The organism is Paraburkholderia sp. SIMBA_053, from assembly GCF_046534895.1.
GTDB lineage: Bacteria > Pseudomonadota > Gammaproteobacteria > Burkholderiales > Burkholderiaceae > Paraburkholderia > Paraburkholderia caledonica.
The window spans coordinates 1-272 of sequence record NZ_JAWRXU010000681.1 but is presented as its reverse complement, the minus strand read 5'-3'; the positions used below and the strand labels follow the sequence as shown (position 1 = coordinate 272).

Genomic DNA, 272 nt, shown 5'->3' with positions numbered 1-272 from the left:
CGGGATAGCGTCACGGTAGGTGTGCAGTTTCTGAATTTTCTTCATGAAACGTTCTACCAGGTCAACAGCCAGGTCATCTACACGCGGATCATTGTTACCAAACTGCGGGTATTCGCCTTCGATTTCGAAGTCGATAGCCAGACCGTCTTCGTCACGAATCGGTTTAACTTTCGCATATTTGATTGCAGACAGGGAGTCAGCAGCAACGGACAGACCAGCGATACCACACGCCATGGTGCGGATAACGTCACGGTCGTGCAGCGCCATCAGAG

At 51.5% G+C, this 272-nt stretch carries 1 protein-coding gene; it reads right to left on the bottom strand.

The features are described 5' to 3' along the window. Positions 1-272, bottom strand: a 272-nt coding sequence (locus SB753_RS37310) for a pyruvate formate lyase family protein (protein ID WP_410805173.1), incomplete at both ends; no start/stop codon positions are given.